10 protein-coding genes and 2 pseudogenes are annotated in these 16196 nt (G+C 54.0%); 10 read left to right on the top strand and 2 right to left on the bottom strand.

Translation table 11 applies throughout. The features are described 5' to 3' along the window. Nucleotides 1–238: 238 nt before the first annotated feature. Nucleotides 239–1678: pseudogene (locus tag B157_RS36385) on the bottom strand (alpha-L-fucosidase). Between the two features lie 277 nt (nt 1679–1955). On the opposite strand from B157_RS36385, the gene B157_RS0131270 reads away from it, so the two are divergent. Then, complete coding sequence (locus tag B157_RS0131270) at nt 1956–2753, top strand: HipA family kinase (protein WP_020607240.1); 798 nt, start codon at nt 1956–1958, stop codon at nt 2751–2753. Next, nucleotides 2740–3114 carry a DUF3037 domain-containing protein gene (locus B157_RS0131265; protein WP_020607239.1) on the top strand — a complete coding sequence of 125 codons (375 nt, stop codon included), beginning with the start codon at nt 2740–2742 and terminating at the stop codon, nt 3112–3114. The genes B157_RS0131270 and B157_RS0131265 overlap by 14 nt, the downstream gene beginning before the upstream one ends. A 49-nt stretch (nt 3115–3163) precedes the next feature. Here the strand turns inward: B157_RS0131265 and B157_RS0131260 are convergent, their stop codons facing one another. After that, nucleotides 3164–3595 carry a DUF1810 domain-containing protein gene (locus B157_RS0131260; protein ID WP_020607238.1) on the bottom strand — a complete coding sequence of 144 codons (432 nt, stop codon included), beginning with the start codon at nt 3593–3595 and terminating at the stop codon, nt 3164–3166. Nucleotides 3596–3691: 96 nt separating this feature from the next. Between B157_RS0131260 and B157_RS0131255 the strand changes: the two genes are divergently transcribed. From B157_RS0131255 to B157_RS0131215, 8 genes and pseudogenes are all read left to right on the top strand, one after another. Beyond that, nucleotides 3692–4990 carry a serine hydrolase gene (locus tag B157_RS0131255; RefSeq protein WP_020607237.1) on the top strand — a complete coding sequence of 433 codons (1299 nt, stop codon included), beginning with the start codon at nt 3692–3694 and terminating at the stop codon, nt 4988–4990. A gap of 113 nt (nt 4991–5103) precedes the next feature. After that, nucleotides 5104–7290 carry a hypothetical protein gene (locus tag B157_RS0131250; protein WP_020607236.1) on the top strand — a complete coding sequence of 729 codons (2187 nt, stop codon included), beginning with the start codon at nt 5104–5106 and terminating at the stop codon, nt 7288–7290. Between the two features lie 794 nt (nt 7291–8084). After that, the gene (locus B157_RS0131245) at nt 8085–11261 is read left to right on the top strand and encodes a SusC/RagA family TonB-linked outer membrane protein (protein ID WP_020607235.1); all 3177 of its coding nucleotides are present in this window, start codon (nt 8085–8087) and stop codon (nt 11259–11261) included. A gap of 73 nt (nt 11262–11334) precedes the next feature. Continuing rightward, nucleotides 11335–12795 carry a SusD/RagB family nutrient-binding outer membrane lipoprotein gene (locus B157_RS0131240; protein WP_020607234.1) on the top strand — a complete coding sequence of 487 codons (1461 nt, stop codon included), beginning with the start codon at nt 11335–11337 and terminating at the stop codon, nt 12793–12795. Nucleotides 12796–12932: 137 nt separating this feature from the next. Beyond that, a complete protein-coding gene (locus tag B157_RS0131235) occupies nt 12933–13406 on the top strand; it encodes a hypothetical protein (protein ID WP_020607233.1) in 474 nt (157 codons plus the stop codon). Between the two features lie 166 nt (nt 13407–13572). Continuing rightward, a complete protein-coding gene (locus B157_RS0131230; RefSeq protein ID WP_020607232.1) occupies nt 13573–14730 on the top strand; it encodes a pyridoxal phosphate-dependent aminotransferase in 1158 nt (385 codons plus the stop codon). Between the two features lie 163 nt (nt 14731–14893). After that, entirely contained in the window at nt 14894–15436 is a 543-nt protein-coding gene (locus B157_RS0131225; protein WP_020607231.1) for a DinB family protein, read from the top strand. Nucleotides 15437–15948: 512 nt separating this feature from the next. Continuing rightward, nucleotides 15949–16196: pseudogene (locus tag B157_RS0131215) on the top strand (ISLre2-like element ISRsl1 family transposase); the annotation flags it as partial.

Here is a 16196-nt window from a genome sequence, read left to right as displayed (position 1 = left end):
CAGGTAGGGGAACCCATAAAAAAGGAGACCAATGTCTATTTTTAAATTTTTTTATAAATATAAGACAAAGGGCGTATTTTAGGAAGAACCAATGGAAATCAGGCCCATTTTCTTCCTAAAATACGCCCATTTACGACTATCCTCTAGCCTGACTGGTCTAAAATACCCCGTTTCCAGCATGGCGCATCAGTCGATGGACACCCGGAAAGACTCCCATCTCAGTCGGCACTGCCAATTATTACACCACCTTAAACACCCAGACCGGTTGTCCGGCCAGTTGTTGCCGTATTTTTTCGGGAATCGTAACGGTCATACCGTTGGCCGTTTTTACGGCTTTCAGGGTTTGTTTCGCGCCCAGGATCGTGACAACGGCTTTTGATGCCTTACTCAGTACGGGCAGAATAACGCTGGCGGGTAGCTGTTTTTCCGAATCGGTGGGCAGGTAGGAAGCGTAGCTCGCTTTGCCACTGGTGGTAAAGGCCCACTGCCCCTGCCGATACGGAGCCAGGGGTTTGGTGTCGTAAATAGACTCACCATTCACGGCGATCCAGCTACCGATTTCCTGCAACCGACCGTAGGCTTCCTCGTGCCACTCGCCATCGGGACCGGGGGCGATGTTCAGCAGCAGGTTGCCGTTTTTCGCCACAATATCCACCAGTGTCTGCACCAGTTTGCGGGCGGGTTTGAAATTCTCCTCTGGAATGTACGACCAGCTATCGCCCATGGTCATGCACGATTCCCACGGAATGGGCAGGTAGTGGTCGGGAATCGACTGCTCCGGGGTCACGTAGTTCTCGAACTCACCCGCCACCGTGCGGTCCACCACCAGCAAACCGGGCTGATGCTGACGAGCCATCCCGGCGATACGGGCCATGTCGATATCCTGACTGTAGGGAATGGTGCGCTGCCAGCTGATGGTACTGTCGATGGTGCTGGCGGGCCGAACCCAGCCGCCGTCAAGCCACAGAATATCCACCTTGCCGTAGTCCGTCATCAGCTCCTGAATCTGGTTATAGGTGAAATCGCTAAACTGCTTCCACTTGTCGGGGTATTTTTTGGGGTCGTAATTCACGTTGCGGTCTTTGGGCGGGAAGTAGGGCCACCACTAGGAATCGACGTGCCAGTCGGGCTTTGAGAAATACGTACCCACCATGAATCCCTGATTCCGGAACGACGCCAGAATTTCTTTCGTCACGTTGCTGCGGGGATTGCTGGAGAATGGCGTTTTAGCATCCGTGATTTTATAATCGGTCTGCTTCGTGTCGAACATGCAGAAACCATCGTGGTGTTTGGTCGTGAACACCATGTATTTCATGCCCGCTTTTTTAGCTGCATCGGCCCAGCGTTCCGGGTTGAACTTAACGGGGTTGAACGTAGTCTGGAGGGCTTCATACCCCTTTTTATACTCGTACCAGTTGCTGGCTGTTGGCCCTTTGCGCTCACACCAGCCCTCATCTTCGGGGCAAAGCGACCACGACTCCACGATACCCCGTTCACTGTAGGTGCCCCAGTGCATGAGCAGCCCAAACTTGATGGTTTGCCAGGCAGCCAGTTTCTGTTTAACGGCTTCCTCCTTCGGTGCAATGTAGTTTTCGTGGTTCTGTTCGGAATGCTGCTGGGCCAGGGCTGGGAATAGCGCAACAAGCGCGACGGCGACGGTCGAAAAAAGCCTCTTCATGCATGAGTTATTTAAAAATTTTATTAAATCAGCCGCCAATCTACTTCACAAAGCTATAAAACTGGTAATCACCCATCAAATTTCGACTTTTTTTGCCCATCGCCCCTGCCTGATTCATTCTGTTGCTTTGGGGTTAGCGAAGCCTTCCTGGCATTTGGCGGTTTCCCACGTACCTGCTTTCTCAAAATTTCGCCCTAAATTTCCCGGAAACTACGTTCAGAAATGCCCGTTTGGCAGGCGTAGTTCCGTTCACGAGTAACCATCAACACCCAAAACTGTGTCGTCTGATTTCTCCTTACTCCGAACCGTTCAGGTAATTCGCTACGCGAAGCCCCTGCGCGAAGGGGGCTCCCTGCCCGCGCTGGTCGAAGCCGATGATGGGTTTCTGTACGTCCTCAAGTTTCGGGGAGCCGGTCAGGGCACCAAAGCCCTCATTGCCGAACTGATTGGGGGCGAGATAGCCCGTGCGCTGGGACTGCGGATACCGGAACTGGTATTCGCTACCCTCGATGAAGCTTTTGGCCGTACCGAACCCGACGAAGAAATTCAGGATTTGCTGCGGGCCAGCGAAGGGCTCAATCTTGGATTGCACTACCTGTCCGGCGCCATCACCTTCGACCCTATCGTAAACACGGTCGATGCACGACTGGCCTCACAGATTGTCTGGCTGGACGCGTTTATGATGAACGTTGATCGCACCGCCCGGAATACCAATATGCTGATGTGGCATAAGGAATTGTGGCTGATTGACCACGGCGCAGCGCTGTACGTGCATCATACCGGTGATAGTTGGCCAGCACAAAGTAGCCGACCCTTTCCCCAGATAAAGGACCACGTATTGCTGTCACAGGCTACTGAACTGGAAGCCGTTAGTGCGGAGTCCCGCCAAATACTGACGCCGGAACTCATACAATCCATCGTTTCGCTGATACCCGATGTGTGGCTTCGGCACAACGGAGCAATGGAGTCGGTTGAAGAGCAGCGTCAACTGTACGCCCGCTTTCTGGCAGACCGGCTGGACGCGTCAGAAATTTTTGTTCAAGCCGCTAACGACGCCCGCCATGCACTTATTTGAGTACGCCGTTATCCGGGTGGTGCCCCGCGTTGAACGGGAAGAGTTTATGAATGTCGGCGTTATTGTTTACTGCCGGGCGCAGGGTTTTCTACAGACGAAATACGCCTTACCCGAACACCGACTGCATGCTTTTTCGGCCGAGTTGGATATTACCGAACTGGCCGAACGACTGCTTGCCTTCGAGCGCATCTGCGCGGGCCGGGCCGCGGGTGGCCCTATTGGTAAGCTTTCACTGGCCGAGCGTTTCCGCTGGCTGACTTCTACCCGCAGCACCGTAATCCAGCCCTCACCGGTGCATCCGGGCTTGTGCGCAGACGCGGGCGAAACGCTGGCAGACCTGTTTACTAAGCTGGTTGCCTGAATCAACTAGTGGTACTATTACATACGCCTTACCAAAGAGGATTATTTTTTTACGGACTGCGTTGTAAAAGGGCAAGGGTTCGCTGGTCGGGTATACCGTTATAATAGCGTTCCAGCACAGCGGTAAAAACCGGATCGGCAGGCGCAACCCGGCTAAACAGGGTCATGCAGGAGTGTAACTTCAGATCGTCCGGACTGCCCAGAATCTGATTAGCTGTTTTGCCCTCGATGGCGAGCAGGGCCTGCGCAATCTCGATCAGTCGACTCCCCAGCACCGGGTGTTCCAGGTAGGCATGGGCTTCTTCCAGGTCGCGGAGTGCGTAAAATTTTGCCGTCTCACTATAACCCAGTCCTGCAATCTGCGGAAAGATATACCACATCCAGTGACTTTGTTTCTTTCCATTCCTAATTTCGCCCAGCGCTCGATTGTAGTCATCGGACTGGGCATCCAGAAATCGCTTTAACTCCGTGGCTGAACGCATCGCGATACGGTTTGTTGTTTAAACATAAAGATTTTCAGGGGGCTTTTGTTTGGTATCAATCGCTCATTTTCTAAAATTCTCACTACCGTCAGGGCGATGGAACTACGAACAAAAATTCTTGCGGGATTCCTTGCGCTTTCTAGCGCATCCACCTTTGGGCAGGCACGTACCGACGCTTTCCTGACGAAGCTATTTTCAGCCAATAAAAATCCTGTTTTTCAGGAAATCACCCAGCACCCGGACACCTACCGGCTCCAGGTAATTTATACGCAGATAAACCGGGATAAAGCCAATAATCCTTCTTTTACGAACTACTATTTCAACGTCGATAGTACGGTTTACTTCTATCCGGCCTCTACGGTGAAACTACCGCTGGCCCTGCTGTCGCTGGATAAAATCAATACCCTGAACAACCCCGCCATCACGAAATTCACGGCCATGCAGTTCGACAGTGCGTATAGTAAGCAGACCAGGGAATGGCAGGACGAAACGGCCGAAACGGGTTATCCATCCGTTGCCCATCTGATACGAAAAGCCTTACTGGTGAGTGAAAATGACCCGTACAGCCGGATGTATGAGTTTATGGGGCAGGGCGAAATCAACCGGTCACTGCACGCACGGGGTTACCTCGACACGCGGATTACGCACCGGTTCGTGCGCATGACTCCCGACGAAAACCGGCATACCAACCCTGTTCGTTTTATTGATAAAGCCGGCAAACTGATTTACGCCCAACCCGCCGTCTACAACGAAGTGCCTTTTGATTTCAGCCGGGTAGCCAAACTGGGAAAGGGCTATATGACCGGTAACGATAGCCTGGTAAACGCCCCATTCGACTTTACGGAACGCAACAAACTCCCGCTTGAAACGCTGCAGCAACTGCTTCAGTCCACGCTGTTTCCGCAATCGGTACTGGCAAAACAGCGGTTCAACCTGACCGATGATGATTACCGGTTCCTGTACCAGTACCTGTCGCAGTACCCCGGCGAAACCAACTACCCCAAATACGACCCGAAGCAGTATTACGACAGTTACGTGAAATTCTTTTTCATGGACAGCCTGCACCATCAGATGCCCGCCGGTGTGCGGGTGCTCAACAAGGTGGGCTGGGCCTACGGCTTTCTGACCGATACATCCTACGTGGTAGATTTCAGGAATAAAGTCGAGTACATGCTGACGGCCACGGTTTACGTGAACAGCGATGGCATTCTGAACGACGACAAGTACGACGAAGACGCCGTTGGGCATCCGTTTTTGTACCAGCTCGGCCAGACGATCTACCAGTACGAACTGGGCCGTAAACGGGCCCACAGCCCTGACCTGAGCCGGTTCAGGATCAACTACGAAAAACGAGCTGTCGATAGCAGGCCAACGGTTAAAGACGTTGCCAACTGAGCGAGTAGGACTAGAGGAGGATTTCTTTTTTGGCAGAAAACCTGGCCACAGCGTGTCGGGCAGATTAACTTGTGCGTCATTCGTTCCGTCGACAACCCTTTGCCGGTCCTCCCATGAAGTATTTCCCCTTTCTAGTTGCCTGCTGGCTACTGACGCTGCCCGGTTTCGCGCAGCTAAAATCACTACCCACCTACCAGCCCGCCCGGTTCGAAGGCGACTGGCTGCTGAAGCCCGTTTCGCAGAAAGCAGGAATTTACCAAACTAACGGGGGTAAAGACCTTATCCTGTCTAATGGTTTGGTAAGCCGTCGGTTTCGGGTAAGCCCGAATCTGGCCACGGTGGATTATCAGAACCTGGCCACCAGCGAGCAGTTTGTTCGCTCCGTCCGGCCCGAAGCCCTGCTGACGCTGAACGGAAAAGTATACCCGGTAGGCGGACTCTACGGGCAGCCGGAACACGCCTACCTGCGCGAAGAATGGCTCGACCGCTTCACCGCCCATCCGACCGATTTTCAGTTCAGGACCTTCACCATCTCCCCCATCACGCCCTACATAAGCTGGCAGTCGCGTACCTGGACACTGAACCGGAACCAGCCCACGGGTCAGGAACTAACGCTACAGTTTACGGCTACCCAACCCGAACTACAGGGCGTGGCGGTATCGGTTCACTACGCCCTATACGATGGTATTCCAGCGCTGTGCAAGTGGGTAACGATCCGGAACAATAGCCCAAAGGCCATCCACGTTGACCAGGTCGTCAACGAGATTCTGGCAACGCCGGAAGAAGAATCGGCGGTGGTAGGTAAGCCCGATCAGATGAAGAAACCGCAACGGATTTACGTCGAAAATAACTTTGCATTCAACAACGCCATGCGCTACGACCTGTCCGATCAGGCTACGCACTGGCAAACAGATTCCCTCTACACCTCGCAGGTCAATTACAACTACGAAACGCCCTGCCTGCTAACCGTCTATCCAACCCTGGGCGTCGGAATTGATCTGGAACCGGGCAACACCTACACGTCGATACGTACCCACGAACTGCTGCTGGATGGCTACGACCGGGAGCGCAACGGCCTGGCCCGCCGGCAGTTTTACCGAATCGTTGCCCCCTGGACGACCCAGAACCCGGTTTTCATGCACCTGGTGAGTACCGACCCCGCAACGGTCAGGAACGCCATCGACCAGTGCGTCGAAACGGGTTACGAACTGGTTATTCTGAGTTTTGGCAGTGGCCTGAACATGGAAGATACCAGTGCCGCCAACATCGGGACATTCAAAGCCCTGGCCGATTACGCGCACAGCAAAGGTATTTTACTGGGCGGCTACTCGCTGTTCAGCAGCCGGCGTATCGACGATGCGAACGACGTTATCGACCCCAAAACCGGCCTGCCCGATAAGGGCGCGTTCTTTGGCCACGCTCCCTGCCTGGCCAGTCAGTGGGGCATCAATTACCTGAACAGCCTGAAAAAATTCATCACAGAAACGGGATTTGATTTACTCGAACACGATGGCCCCTACCCCGGCGATGTATGTGCCTCCACCACCCATCCCGGTCATAAAGGCCTGGCCGATTCGCAGTGGGTGCAGATGGAGATGCAGAAAGGTTTTTACCGGTTCCTGAACGGGAAAGGTGTGTACATCAACGCGCCCGACTGGTATTTTATGGATGGCACCAACAAGATTGCGCTGGGTTACCGGGAAGTAAATTTTTCATTATCGCGGGAGCAGCAGAAACTGCTGAATCGGCAGAACATTTTTGATGGCACCTGGGAGAAAACACCCGCTATGGGCTGGGGATTTGTTCCCCTGACCAAATACCAGGGTGGTGGTCCCGAAGCCGTGCTGGAGCCGCTCAGCGAACACCTACCCGATTATGAGCAGCTGATGATGCAGTATTACGGAGCGGGCGTTCAGGCATGCTACCGGGGGCCAAGGCTCTACGATACCGAGGCCACTAAACAAACCGTCAGCCGGGTTATCAACTGGTACAAAAAGTACCGCTCCATCCTGAACGCCGACCTCATCCACCTGCGCCGACCCGACGGGCGCGACTGGGACGGGATCCTGCACGTGAATCCTGCCCTGAAGGAAAAAGGACTACTGATGCTGTTCAATCCCCTGAAAACAAAAATCACCCGCACCATCAGGCTGCCCCTGTACTATACGGGTCTGCGCGAAATGGCCATGATACGGCAGGGAGAAGGCAAAGGAAAGGCTTACCGGTTGAATCGACAGTATGAAGTGGAATTACCGGTCGAAATCGCCCCGGAGAGTTACGGCTGGTGGATCGTTGAATGAACGGGCATCCTGAACAGCACTACATACAAAAAAGAAAGCCTAAAGCATCCTTTTTCTTGCCAGCCCGACCAGACGACTCAGCACAAACTAAACAGAAAACGAACGCACAGCCCTAACCTGAGCCAGTTCAGGATCAACTACGAGAAACGGTTCGATCATGAAAGACCAGTAGTAAAAGAGGTTGTCAACTAATCCTCCATTCGCTACGTGTGGAAGCAATACTCTACTACCATAGGGGGTCAATAGATTAATTTAGGATTAAAACAGGAAAAAGTTTACTTTTCTACTTGTATCATATTTGGCATATATAGCTTTTGGTAAAATATTATCTATGCCAGATAAAAAAATATTAAAATAGTATTTGGAATTTACATCAAATGGCTACATTTGACCAACAAAAATTAATTAGTCATAAAGTATCCTTCACAGATTGATTACTCACTGGCCGCACTTGTGGAGTAGTCAATACAACTCAGTACCGACACAGCCTGTCAGTACAGGAGAGATGGGTTGTCGTGCGCCCCGGGCTATACGACACACCCATTGGTAGCATGCATTGTACGGTTGGCCCACCAGGGTCCGGCCGTCACAATCAATAGTCTTCAGTAACCAAATTCAATTCAGCATACCCACCCGGCCGCGAGGCTCAGGGGCAATTATGTTACGTCTGGTCAGTTCGGATAATCTTGAATCGGGCGGCTAGTATTCGGCATTGTCCGGGCAGCCAGGCGTACATAATCGCTACGAATCAGTAGCATTATTTGAATCAATAAACGTATTAACCTGAATGATCCATGCAAAAACGACTACTTATCTGGATTTTGCTTTGCTGTTGGGCCGGGCTAACGGCTCAGGCGCAAACCCGGCTGGTAACGGGAACGGTTAGTTCCGCGGAGGAAGGCCCATTACCCGGCGTTAACGTAATACTAAAAGGTACTAGCACCGGTACCACCACCGACTCGAACGGCAAGTTTTCTATTTCTGTACTCAACGATGCGGCCGTACTGACGTTCAGTTCAATCGGTTTCGCCACGGACGAACTGAAAGTAGGGAACCGGTCAACCCTCGATTTCACCCTTAAATCTGACACCCGGGCACTTTCCGAAGTGGTCGTAACGGCTTTCGGGGTAAAGAAAGAGGTAAAATCGCTGGGGTATGGCGTACAGGAAATAAAAGGCAGTCAACTCACCGAAGCGCGGGCCACGAACGTAGTCAATGGACTATCGGGCAAGGTAGCGGGTTTGCGGGTGAGCAGCAACGGCGGGCCGGGCAGCGGCTCCACCATTCAGATTCGCGGAGCCTCGTCCGTATCGGGCAATAATCAGCCCCTCGTCGTTATCGACGGTGTGCCGATTCAGCAAACCTTCGATAAGCAGTTCGGCTCCGGCCTGTCGGAGATTAACCCGGACAATATTCAGGAAATGACCGTATTGAAAGGCCCCAACGCAGCCGCGCTTTACGGCTCACGGGCCGCCAATGGGGTCATTCTGGTCACGACAAAAACGGGGGCCGGTACCAAAGGAATCGGCGTTGAAATCAACTCGAACACCACCTTCGAACGGCCCTGGATAAAGCCCAATTTCCAGAACACCTACGGCGGTGGCAACGGGTACCGGACCTGGTATAACGATGGCTGGAGCGGCTCCATCACCGACCCGCTCGAAATTAGTCAGTACCGGGGGGCGTATGGCCCCAATGCCCCGCTGAACGGCACCGAAGGCACCGACGAAAGCTGGGGTGCTCCCATGGACGGGCGGCTGATACGGCAGTGGTGGACGGGAAAAGAGGTAGCTCCCCTGACGCCCCAGCCCAATAATTACGATGAATACTGGCAAACGGGCAAGACGTTCACTAATAACATTGCCCTGTCGGGGGGGAACGATAAGGGTAATTTCCGGCTTAGCATCGGTCGGCTGGACCAGCAGGGAATCATGTACTACAATGATTTCCACCGGAATAATTTCAAGTTCAATTCGGGCTATAATTTCACCCCCAAACTGAACGTCACGCTGTCGGCGGAGTACATCAAATCAGGCTCTAAAAACCGGGGTTACACCGAAGGGCAGCAGTTTATCTGGTCGCACCGGCACGTTTCCTGGGACCAGCTGCGCGACTACGAAGCCTACCAGAACATCAGCATCAACCGGGCCGTAGTCGGAAAACCCGCCGATACCGACCCGCCCAACTGGCAGCACACGTACTTTACGAACCCGTACTTTACCCAGAAAAACCTGCCCTACGGCAACGACAAAGACCGGCTGGTCGGCAACATTGCGCTCAATTATAAAATCCTGCCTTCGCTGAGCCTGCTGCTCCGCTCCGGCACCGATGTCTGGACCGATACGCGCATCAACGTCCTCAATTTTGAGCGGGTCCGGAACGGCAACACCACGCCGGGTTCCTACTCCGAAGAGGTCCTGCGCCGGCAGGAATCGAACAGCGATTTCATTCTTACCTACAACAAAGCTATCACCAGCGATTTTACCGTCAATGTGCAGGCTGGCGGCATTAACCGAACCAACTATTACAAACGCAACTTCTTGAGAGTAGGCCAGCTGGTGGTGGATGGCGTGTACAACGCCGGGAACGCCAACCCCAGCCAGAACACGGCCGAGAGCGCCATCGAGAAATCGCAGGTAAACAGTGCCTTTGGGTCGGCAGAGTTTGGCTGGCGCAATTCACTGTTCCTGAACGCTACCGCCCGCAACGACTGGTCGAGTACGCTGCCCGCCGAAGCCCGTTCGTATTTCTACCCGTCGGTGTCAGTGAGTGGTGTCGTGTCGGAACTGCTCAATTTACAGAGCAACGTATTGTCCTTCGCCAAGGTGCGGGCTAGCTGGGCGCAGGTTGGTAATGACGCCGACCCCTATCAGCTGTTGCAAACGTTCCGGGCCAATGGGTCCTGGAATGGCTCGGTGCCGGAGTTTTACGAAAACAAAAAGATTGCCAATTCGGGCCTGAAGCCCGAAATAACGACCGGTACGGAGTTGGGTATCGACCTGCGCTTTCTGAAAGGACGCGTTGGTCTGGACCTGACGTATTATGATCAGGTATCCCGCAACCAGATTCTGGGTGTCGAAATATCGAAAGCCAGCGGCTACGACTCGCGCATCCTGAACGCCGGAAAAATCTCCAACACCGGTCTTGAGATTGTCCTGACCGGCTCTCCCGTCCGACTGGCGAATGGGTTCAACTGGGAAACCGCGCTGAACTTCTCGCGCAACCGCAACAAGGTGCTCGAACTGGCCGAGGGCCTGACCACGTACGTACTCTACAGCCGTCAGGGTCTCAACTCCGAAGCCCGCGTAGGGCAAGCCTATGGCACCCTGTTCGGGATTGGCTTTGACCATGCACCCGACGGGCAGCGGATTTACGGAGCCAACGGCTACCCAGTCGTATCGGCTACGCCACGTGTGCTGGGCAACATTCAACCCAACTGGACGGGCGGCTGGCAGAATACCTTCAGCTACAAAGGCATCGTTCTGTCGGCACTGATCGACGTACGATCGGGCGGGAGTCTGTTCGATGAAGGCACCGGCACCGGACGCTGGACCGGACAGTACGCCGAAACGGCCCTGGGCCGCGAAGAAGGGGTTATTGGTAAAGGGGTGGTGAACATCGGCACCGCCGAACAGCCCAACTTTGTGCCTAACACCACCATCGTTCCCGCCAACGCTTTGTACGGCTACAACAATCCGCGCCGGTACCACGAAGCGGCTATTTTCGATGCCAGTTACGTGAAACTGCGCGAGGTGACGATTGGCTACCAGATTCCGGCCGCGTTGCTGAGCCGCATCAAAATACGGTCGGCAAAAATCTCGCTGGTAGGTCGTAACGTGCTGATGCTGTTCAAAAACACGCCCCACATCGACCCCGAAGCAGATCGCTACGGGGCCAACTCGCAGGGATTTGCCTATGGTGAACTTCCCAGCAGCCGCAGTTTAGGCGCTAACCTCAATCTGTCGTTTTAATCCAGTTCGTCGTTTGGTGTTCTGGGGTACGTGCACCTCAAAATACCAAACGACGAACGACAAACCATATACCATGAAACGAATTGTCTTACTTCTCATAACCACGTTGCTCACGGTCGGCTCCTGCACCAGGGATTTCGACACGATGAACGTGGACCCCAACAACCCCACGGCCGTTGGCCCGCAGTACCTGCTGCCCTTTGCCCTCGAAGCCTCCATTGACCGGTACTGGGGCAGCAACATCCGGTTTGAACGGCTCAACCTGGATGGAGCCATGCTCTGGATGCAGTACCTGAGCCGGAACATCTACTCCAACGAGGGCGATAACTACGGCGTTTCGGTGGCGTTCTATAACAACAACTGGAAAGGTTTCTACAACGATGGGCTGGTTAATTTTCAGCGTATCGTTACGCTGTCGCAGCCGGGCGGCAAGTACGCCAACACCAACTACGAGGGCATTGGCATCGTGATGCGTACCTGGGTGTACTCCCTCCTGACGGACGTGTATGGGGCCGTACCCTATTCCGAAGCCATCAAAGGAACGGCCGAGGCACCTGTTTATACCCCCGGCTACGATGCCATGGAGCAGGTGTACGCCGGTATGCTCGCCGATCTCAAAACCGCCAACGAGAAGCTGAGTACGACTGGCCCCGCCGTTGCGGGTGATATTCTGTATAACGGTGATATCCTGAAGTGGAAAAAGTTTGCCAACTCCCTGCGGCTTCGGCTGGCGAACCGGCAGGCGGCTAAAAAACCGGCCGAGTCGAAAGCCATCATGGCCGAGATTCTGGGCGATGCCACCAAGTATCCCATCTTCACCAGCAATGCCGACAACGCAACCCTGAAACACACCGCTACGCGCCCCAGCAACAATGAGTGGAACGAGGTGATGGTGTTTGGCAGCCGCACCGACTGGAATATCAGCAAGACTCTGGCCGACAAGCTCAATACCCTGGGCGATGCCCGCATCACAGTGTACGCCCAACCCAACAAAGAAGGGAAATACGTAGGGCATGCCAACGGATTGCCGGATGCCATTGCCACTACCTACCTGGCTACCAGCTCTATGCTGGGGACGTACTTTACCCAAACCACGACGCCCAGTGTGCTCATGACCTTCGCGGAACTCAACCTGACGCTGGCCGAAGCCGCTTTCGATGGCGACATAGCGGGCGATGCCCAGGCGTATCTTACGAAAGGCATAACGGCTTCCTTCGACCAGTACGGCCTGAAAATTACGGATCCGTACCTCGCTACGGTGGGCAAAGCCACGAAGGCGAATATCATGGAGCAGAAGTGGATTGCGCTGTTCGGGCAGGGTATCGAAGCCTGGACCGAGTACCGCCGGACGGGCCTCCCCATGCTCCCGCCGAAAGACCCGCGTGCTATTTTCGAGAATGACGGAGTATTGCCCACCCGCATCAAATACCCCACCTCCGAGTACTCGCTCAACGAAGCGAATGTTCGGAAGGGCGTCACCGTCAACGGGGGCGATGACAGCATGAAAACCAAACTCTGGTGGGTTGAGAAATAAGTATATGGTCTACTTACCCCACCCCAACCCCTCCCCGGTAGGGAGGGACTTTACATCTGTTTTTTTTCAAGTCCCTCCCTACCGGGGAGGGGTTGGGGTGGGGTGAGCACTTACAAACCACAAACATCAAACGAAGTATGAAACATACCCTGATAATAAGCATTCTGCTGGGAGCCTCCAGTCTGGTAGGTTGCACCAAAGTAGACGATCCGTTTGTAGACCGTGTAGTGGCGCCGGTACTGGTCATCATCGACAACGCCACCGGCGACGGTGGCGGGTTGACGGGCGAGCCGGTGGTTTCGCAGAAAGTAAGCGGACCGGTTACGCTGGCCGTTCGGATTTATGAACTCGACAAGGCGGGCATTCTGAACAATAAGGTCGGTATCGACTCCCTGCCCGTAGCCTCGCTGGCCTTAAAACTAAGCACGCGGGCCGGTACGCCCCTCGGCGAGTTAAAAACGGATGCAACCGGCAAGGCAAGCATCGCCAAAACCTGGGCCGAACTGGGCATTGCCACCCCCGCAGCGGGCAGCAGTGTGCAACTGACCTGGACGGGCGAATACAAGGGACAGGCCTTCTCGCGCCTGTCGCGGGTGCAGGGGATTAATTAATGGATAATGTAGAATGAATAATGAACAATGGCTGACACGCGTCGGCTAGGTCAATATTCATTCTACAAATACTAAGCCTGTCAGGCAAAACGCTAATCAGCAGTTCATTATACATTTCCTATTGTACATTATTCATTTCTCACAGTACATTTTACATTAAAAAACCATGCAACTCAACCGTCGCAACTGGCTCAAGAACAGCCTGATGATGAGTGCCGGAGCCGTAGCGGCCCCTGCCCTTTTACCCGTAAATGCCTATTGCGAGCCCTGGCTCGACACGCCGGAAACCATGCCGGTGATGCCCCCCAAAGGCGGTGTCCTGAAAGCGCGTCTGTCGGCGAATGAGAATCCGTACGGCCCTTCGCCAAAGGCGCTGAAAGCCATTTCGGAAGCCGCTGCCGATGGGTATCTGTACCCGTTCAGCTACGGTGCGCAACTCCGCAAAATGATTGCCGAACAGGAAGGCGTGGCCGACGAGCAGATTCTGCTGGCTCCCGGTTCGGGTTCGCTGCTGGTGGCAGCTGCCATGTACTACAGCAACGCCAAACCGGGTGGTACGATCATATCCGCCGACCCAACCTACGAACAACTCATGCGGGCGGCTGTACAGCACGGTGCCAAGTGGGACAAAGTGCCCCTCACGGCCGGTGACTACGACCATAACCTGGCCGAAATGGAAAAGCGCGTGGGCGACAACACCAGTCTGATGTACGTTAACAACCCGAATAACCCAACCGGCGTAACCATCGACCCGGTCGCGTTGCGCGCCTTCGTCGATCGGGTTTCGGCCAAAAAGCCGGTCTTCGTGGATGAAGCCTACATCCACTACACCAGCGACCCGAAGAAGTTTTCGGTGATCGAAAATGTAAAAAAAGGGCAGGACGTACTGGTGGCCCGTACCTTCTCAAAAATCTACGGCATGGCAGGCCTGCGACTGGGCTACCTGGTTGGCCAACCCGACACGCTGGCGGCTATCAGCAAGTGGGGCGGTGGCCCCGGTGGACTCACCATGACGACCCTACGCGCGGCTTTGGCCTGCTACACCGATGAGGACTTTATCAAGTATTCGCTGGCTAAAGGACTGGAGTCCCGCGAGTTTCTGTACCAGACGCTAAAAACCAACGGCTACACTTACCTGGCCTCCGGCACTAACTTCGTGCTGTTCCCGATTCGGATGAAGGGCGAAGATTTCGTAACCCGGATGATGGATCAGGGCGTGAGTATCCGCCAGTGGAAATTCGATGGGCAGTACTGGTGCCGCGTGAGCCTGGGCACCATGCCCCAGATGCAGGCCTTCGCCGACAGCCTTAAAGTAATTTCGTAACAACGGGCATGTATCCGTTTAGTACCAAAGCCTGGGCAATTCTGTTCAGGCTTTGTTGCTTGCGGGGTATACGCACCAGCCGTTCCCTAAAACAACCATGACTACCGATACAGTCAATCCGGATTCTGCGTAGCTTCATCCTCCCATTTTAACAAAATGCTCTATGCCCCAACTTGACCCGCTCCTGCACGAAGTAGCCACGGCCCGGACGCGTTATATCGACGAAGTCAGTAAACTAACGGAAGAACAGGCCCACTGGAAACCCGCCCCCGATGTTTGGAGTGCCGTCGATAATACCGAACACCTGTACTGGGCCGAACACGGCGGCATCTGGGGCATGTGGCGGGCCTTTCATGCCAAACAGGCGGGGGCATCCCTCTGGGAAGGGGAACGGGTGCATCTGGGTCTACCCATTGAAACCATCATCGAGCGCACCTGGCAACCCAAAGAAATCGTTCCGGCTATTGCGGCTCCCCGCATGGGTGGGCCTTCCGCCTTCTGGCTATCAGCTTTCGCCAGTCTGCAACAGCCACTCAGTGCGTTAGCCACGGCACTGGCGGATGAAGACCTGGAAGCGATCATCCACCCGCACCCCCTGTCCGGCCCCCTGGATATCCGGCAACGATTCGAGTTTCTGCGCTTCCACATCGACCGGCACCGGAATCAGGTACTGGCGTTGGTCGAAGGGGCATTTTCGTACCAGTAAGCTATCTGGCAACCAGGCGTTTTTTGGCTTACTGGTCATCGTTTTCAACATTGTACGCGATCAAGCGCCCGACCCTCAGGGTGCGTCTCTTGCTCAAAAGCCAGTTGATTCATTGGCGATCAGCTACTAATATGGGGAGTGCCTGCGCAACAGCGGAGGGAGTTGTTTCAGGCTGAAAAACTTACTTTTCAGGGTGAATCCCAGCGTATAGCGTTTAACGGTTCGCGGGAGTGGTTTCACCTCGCCCCTACTGGTAAAGCGAAACAGGTGCCCTTTTTCGTCAAAGAAGTAGCTGGGATAGCCATGGTTCGGCGGTCCGATCAATATTCCACATCCGCTGTACCAGTACAGCAACAAACCGTTTACTCATTTCGACCAGCAATCATTTGGAACAATTAGTAGAAAAGCAGTTCTTTATTCAGGCAATCAATCTAATCTGCTTCTTATATTTATTGCGGAACTATAACTAGGGGTGCAATTCAAATTGTCGCAACCATGTCGTAGCTTAGGGCATGCCTGACGAACACTCCCTGCCCTTCACCGAAGAAGAATATGTGGCTTTGGCCCGCCAGAAATATAGCGAACTCAAAGCCCTCAGAAGTAAGCCTACCTTCTATGACTACGAGAAGTCATTTGAGGAGATTTGGCTCGACTTGGGGCGACAAGTCCTGGAAAAGAGTCTGAGTCAGGTACCGACTGATCGTCGTAAAAAAAAAGATGAAAACACGCTTTGGACCCATACAGATAGCTAATAGTGAGC

Source organism: Spirosoma spitsbergense DSM 19989, assembly GCF_000374085.1.
Taxonomy (GTDB): domain Bacteria; phylum Bacteroidota; class Bacteroidia; order Cytophagales; family Spirosomataceae; genus Spirosoma; species Spirosoma spitsbergense.
Note: the sequence above shows the minus strand (reverse complement) of the source record. Positions and strands in the feature narration are given on the sequence as shown.

Bases quoted from the DNA above. Each gene is read 5' to 3' on its own strand.
- B157_RS0131225 (WP_020607231.1), top strand. From the start codon at position 14,894: ATGCCCCAACTTGACCCGCTCCTGCACGAAGTAGCCACGGCCCGGACG.
- B157_RS0131260 (WP_020607238.1), bottom strand. From the start codon at position 3,595: ATGCGTTCAGCCACGGAGTTAAAGCGATTTCTGGATGCCCAGTCCGAT.
- B157_RS0131230 (WP_020607232.1), top strand. From the start codon at position 13,573: ATGCAACTCAACCGTCGCAACTGGCTCAAGAACAGCCTGATGATGAGT.
- B157_RS0131255 (WP_020607237.1), top strand. From the start codon at position 3,692: ATGGAACTACGAACAAAAATTCTTGCGGGATTCCTTGCGCTTTCTAGC.
- B157_RS0131240 (WP_020607234.1), top strand. From the start codon at position 11,335: ATGAAACGAATTGTCTTACTTCTCATAACCACGTTGCTCACGGTCGGC.
- B157_RS0131265 (WP_020607239.1), top strand. From the start codon at position 2,740: ATGCACTTATTTGAGTACGCCGTTATCCGGGTGGTGCCCCGCGTTGAA.
- B157_RS0131250 (WP_020607236.1), top strand. From the start codon at position 5,104: ATGAAGTATTTCCCCTTTCTAGTTGCCTGCTGGCTACTGACGCTGCCC.
- B157_RS0131245 (WP_020607235.1), top strand. From the start codon at position 8,085: ATGCAAAAACGACTACTTATCTGGATTTTGCTTTGCTGTTGGGCCGGG.
- B157_RS0131235 (WP_020607233.1), top strand. From the start codon at position 12,933: ATGAAACATACCCTGATAATAAGCATTCTGCTGGGAGCCTCCAGTCTG.